The following is a 5129-nucleotide window of genomic DNA, read 5'->3' on the forward strand; positions in this document are numbered from 1 at the left end:
GAGATGTGTATAAGAGACAGACCCGCTCCAGCGTCCACGACTGTCGGCACGCCTTCGCCGGCTTCGGTTCCCACCAGCGCTCCACCGAGTCCGATGCCACCACCGGCTCCACCTCCGCCAGCAGGCGGGGGGTTCTTCCCGCCGTACGTTATCGGCCCTACGGGCGCAGTAACCCGGGCCAACGCCAAAGCCAGCTCCCGCAGCGCGAGCAAGGCATCGAATCCCGACCCGGCCACCGAAGACTCGACGGCGGCCGCTGCCGTACGGAGTCGGACCAGAAGCCGGCGGCGTCGAACTGCACCAGGGCACGCAGACGAATTCATCAAGGTGTACGCCGACTACACAGCACTCCCTAAACCCGAGCCCACATTGTCGACTCGCGTGTCGGCCAGTATCGCCGGTGGGCTGGGGATCTCCGGCACACATACCGAGGAGGATTCCCCTGCAGCGGGATTAACCACCTTGTCCGGTGATGACTTCGGTAGCGGGCCGACAATCCCGTTGCTACCCGAAAGCTGGCACGACAATGCCTAATGGCCCGCCTGTGAAATTACCGCGACAATTTGCAGAACAGGGTGTTAAGGCATACATATATCCAAGCGTATATATGCGACTCCACCCATATCTGATTTCGGATAGATATGGACCGTTGCATATATGCAGTCATAACAATTTGACCAGTAGTCCCAACATAGATTGAGAGTGTGTAGATGAGTGATCACAACGACACAAGGCGGAAGAACAACGAGCTGCGTCGCGCAATAGGTGCAGGTAGCACAGTTGGTGCGCTTTTGGCATTTGGGATGTCGCCATTGATATCAGTGCCGGTTGTGCGCGCGGACGATCTCCTCATCGACCTGCCGGATTTCAGCACGCTATCCGATGTCAGCGGTCTGACCGATGCCAGTTTCCTATCAACGGACGTGCCCGGCTCGGCAGCGGAATCGGGTTTTAGCTGGGCCAATGTCTTTGACGCGACCTATGACAATCTCCATGCTGGAGCACAGGAATTCCTCGTTGACCCCGCCAATGCCGGGCTGCTTGAGTTGCTCAACGGCTTCGGCCTCTATGAGGCACTATTCGGGCGGCTGTTGATCGGCAACGGAATCGACGACTTCGCTGGCGCCAACACCTCGCTGTTCGGTTGGTTGCCCGGTATCGGCGACCTCGGCGACGGGGGTTTCCTGTTCGGTGACGGTGGTACCGGCACTGACGCCAGCTACCTCGACGGTGTTCTGAGCGCCGCCGGCGCGGGCGGCAATGCTGGGCTGATCGGCAACGGGGGCATCGGCGGCGTCGGTCTGGCCTCCGGTTACTACGGTGGTGACAGCTTGGTCGCAGCGACTGCTGGCGGGGCAGGAGGATCGGGTGGCCTGCTGGTCGGTGACGGCGGCGCCGGCGGCGTGGGTGGCCTGGGTCTGAATGGCAGCATCGCCGACGGCCTCGACGGTGGTGTCGGCGGCGCCGGTGGCGCGGGAGGGAACGCCTACTTTTACGGTTCCGGTGGTGCGGGCGGCAGGGGCGGCGCCGGCGGCAACGGCGCAGCGGGTGCTGACGGACAGATAGACCAGGTCGGCGGTGCTGGCGGCGACGGCGGTGTTGGTGGTGTCGGTGGAACGGGCGGCAACGGCGGGTGGGTCATCGGCCACGGCGGTGCTGCCGGTCGCGGAGGCAACGGCGGCTACGGCGGTGACGGCGGCGAGGGCGCCGACGCCGTAGCGCACAGTCATGACCACGATCATGATCACGGCGAACTCTTCATCCATGAGGCCACCGCTGGCGGGGCCGGCGGAAACGGCGGCAATGGCGGCGCTGCGGGCGAGGGCGGGCTGGCTCGCACGCTCTTCGGTACCACCTTCGGAACCACGGGTGCCGCTACGGCAGCAGGGATGGGGCGCGCCGGCGGTGACGGCGGCGGTGGCGGAGCCGGTGCCGTCGACGGCACCGACGTCCTCTCGGACGGAGCCGCTGGCGGCGTGGGCGGTTACGGCGGAAACGGTAGTACCGGTGGTGGCGGCGGCGCCGGTGGTGACGGCGGCGCCGGAATTACCGCCGGTGCTGGCGGTGCTGGCGGTAACGGCGGAATCGGCAGCGCAGTCCACGGCGGTGCCGGTGGCACCGGTGGTGCCGGTGGCAACGGAACCCATATCGGTGGTGCCGGTGGTGCCGGTGGAATCGGTGGCGACAGTGAGACACGCGATGGCGGGGCCGGCGGTGCCGGGGGTGCTGGCGGCAACTCTGCCGGTGCGACCATCACCTTGCCGGACACTACTGTGATCTCCGGGGCAGCGGGTAACGGCGGGGCCGGCGGTGACGGCGGCAACAACATCGGCACCCACGGCGCCGGTGGCGACGGCGGAGCCGGCGGTCGCGGCGGCAACGGCGTTGAGGCCCTAGCGCCTGGTGGTGCCGGCGGCCATGGCGGCCATGGCGGCGATTCCGGCAAGTTGTTGGGCGAAGCCGGTATCGCGGGTGGGCCGGCCAGTGGACCATTCGGAGGTATCGGTGGTACTGGCGGAGCCGGGCATGAGCACGATTCCAGCCATGACCACAGTGGGGAAGAACCGCCCATCAATCCCGACGAAGACGATGACCATGACCACGACCACGACCACGACCACGACCACGACCACTAACGTCGTAGTCGCTGGCGGAAGTCACCGCCTCTGAGGTCCTTCGGGGAGGGCCCCGCACGCCGGCCGTGCGGGGCCCTCCCGCCATTCGGTAAATCGATCAGCCACCCCCGCCGTGTTACTGATGCCAAGCAATGAACTTCCGAGGCTAGTGTTACGGCGCACCTCCCGCCGTTTGGTCACGTTCCCGGCCAGGCGAAACGACGGCCTCAACCATGACGACCCCAACTATTCAGTGGAAAGACAGCGGCCGACTGGTGGGCAATGTGGTGGCGCGGGCACGAAAGGACGCCGTCATCCTCAACGATGGGGAGCTTGTTTCGGCCTAGGTTTCCCGGCAGCGCCCGCCTGAACCCAGGCAACCCTAATTGAAAATGACTTTCATCTTCGGATAATCTGTCCGGCATGACCGCGCCGGTATGGATGGCCTCGCCCCCCGAGGTCCATTCGGCTGCGCTGGGCAGCGGCCCGGGGCCCGGGCCCCTGTTGTCTGCCGCCGGCGCGTGGTCGGCGCTGAGCCTTGAGTACACCGCGATCGCGGAGGCGCTGCGGGACGTGTTGGGAGCCACCCAGGCAGCGTCGTGGCAGGGGCCTAGCGCCGAGCGCTATCTCGCCGCACACGTGCCCTACTTGGCCTGGTTGGCGACGGCCAGCGCGGACAGCGCCGCGCGAGCATCCCGACATGAAACAGCGGCCGCGGCCTACGTCAGCGCATTGGCGGCGATGCCCACGATGCCCGAACTGGCGGCCAACCACACTATCCACGGAATCTTGGTCGCCACCAACTTCTTTGGTGTCAACACCATTCCGATCGCGGTCAACGAAGCCGACTATGTGCGGATGTGGATCCAGGCCGCCACCACCATGGCGACCTACGAAACGGTCTCCGGGGCAGCCGTGGCATCAGCCCCACGGCTCGCCGTGGCACCGCCGATCGTCGGCTATTCCGAGGCCGACCATGACCATGACCACGACCACGACCACGACCACGACCACGACCACGACGGGATCCACGACGGCGATCTGGATCCGACCGACCCGGAATGGTGGAAAGACGTCTTCGGCGAAATGGGCGAGTGGGCCAAGATCATCATCAACGATCTGCTGACCGACCCGGCAGCGCTGCTGACCGATCTCCCCGTCATCATGGCCGATGTCACCTTCCACGCCAGTCAGCTCGCCGCCACCTTGAGCCAATTCGCGCCGGCGCTGCTGCAACCCGCGCTGGGCCTGGCGATCGGCAACCTGGGCTGGGCGGCCGGCCTGGCCGGACTGGCCGGAATTCAGCCTGCCCCGGTTCCGCTGGCCGTCGAGGCCGTACCTCCGGCCAATCCGCTGACCGCCGGGGGCTCGGCGGGTTCGTCCACCACCGTCGCCAACACCGCCGCGGCACCGGCCACGGGTGGCTCCATTTCGGCGCCGACCACCAGCGCAGCGCCGGCTGCGGCACCGCCTGCCGCTCCCCCCGCCGCTAGTAGCCCGGCGTTCTTCCCCCCGTATGTGATCGGGCCTCCCGGCGTTGCCGGCCAGGTGAGCGCCGTGGCCCGCCGCCATGCCGTGAAGAAGGCATCGAATCCCGACTCTGCAGCCGAGGATGCGGCCACCGCCGCCTCGGCACGGGATCGGTCCCGGGCCCGCCGACGCCGAGCCGCTCGCGGTCACGCGGACGCGCACATCTACGTCTATGCCGACGACACCCCCGACATCGGACCCGACGCCGCGACTCGCGCCTCCGACAGCAGTGCCGGTCGCCTGGGATTCGCTGCGGCGCAAGCCAAGCCTGGTCTGCCCGCGACGGGTTTGACCACGCTGGCGAGCGGCGGTCTGAACGACGGGCCGACCCTTCCGCTGTTGCCCGAGAGCTGGGGCGAACCCACCAACGATTGAGCGGTGCCGGGTTCCCCTCCCACCCAGCGTGAAGCCAACTTCACGTTCGGCGGGAAGCGATCGCGGCTAGCCCAGAATCAGGCCCGACGTAGGCACACCGGTGCCGGCGGTCACCAGCACGTGCTCGACGCCGTCGACCTGATTGACCGAAGTACCGCGCAGCTGGCGCACGCCCTCGGCGATGCCGTTCATGCCGTGCACGTAGGCCTCGCCGAGCTGGCCGCCATGGGTGTTGATCGGCAACCGGCCGCCGAGCTCGATGGCGCCGCCGGCGATGAAGTCCTTGGCCTCCCCCTTGCCGCAGAATCCCAGTTCTTCCAACTGGATCAGCGTGTAGGGGGTGAAGTGGTCGTAGAGGACCGCGGTCTGAATGTCGGCGGGCGTCAGACCCGACTGCGCCCACAGCTGCTTGCCCACCAGACCCATCTCCGGCAGGCCGAGCTCCTCGCGGTAGTAGGAGTACATGGTGAACTGGTCGGCCCCGGCGCCCTGCGCGGCCGCCTCGATGATCGCCGGACGATGCTTGAGGTCGCGGGCTCGCTCCGGCGTGGTCACCACGATCGCCACTCCGCCGTCGGTCTCCTGACAGCCTGTCTCTTATACACATCT

General features: G+C 67.0%; 3 protein-coding genes and 1 pseudogene. 2 read left to right on the forward strand and 2 right to left on the reverse strand.

Annotation, left to right across the window (positions count from 1 at the left end; genetic code table 11):
• Positions 1-236 (reverse strand): hypothetical protein (locus LI94_RS23375; protein ID WP_152664887.1); only part of this gene is annotated, 236 nt, incomplete at its 3' end.
• Between the two features lie 594 nt (positions 237-830).
• Here LI94_RS23375 and LI94_RS25135 point away from each other — a divergent pair.
• Entirely contained in the window at positions 831-2636 is a 1806-nt protein-coding gene (locus LI94_RS25135; protein ID WP_052739995.1) for a hypothetical protein, read from the forward strand.
• Between the two features lie 402 nt (positions 2637-3038).
• Positions 3039-4520, forward strand: coding sequence for a PPE family protein (locus LI94_RS20135; RefSeq protein ID WP_046302318.1), 1482 nt, complete (start codon positions 3039-3041; stop codon positions 4518-4520).
• A 66-nt stretch (positions 4521-4586) separates the two neighbouring features.
• On the opposite strand, the pseudogene LI94_RS20140 reads toward LI94_RS20135, so the two are convergent.
• Positions 4587-5108 (reverse strand): annotated as a pseudogene (locus LI94_RS20140) (lipid-transfer protein); the annotation flags it as partial.
• Positions 5109-5129: the final 21 nt, after the last annotated feature.

The sequence above is a fragment of the Mycobacterium sp. UM_Kg27 genome, assembly GCF_000972905.1.
Classification (GTDB): domain Bacteria; phylum Actinomycetota; class Actinomycetes; order Mycobacteriales; family Mycobacteriaceae; genus Mycobacterium.

Excerpts from the sequence above, each read along its gene's own strand:
- LI94_RS20135 (WP_046302318.1), top strand. The coding sequence starts at position 3,039 with ATGACCGCGCCGGTATGGATGGCCTCGCCCCCCGAGGTCCATTCGGCT.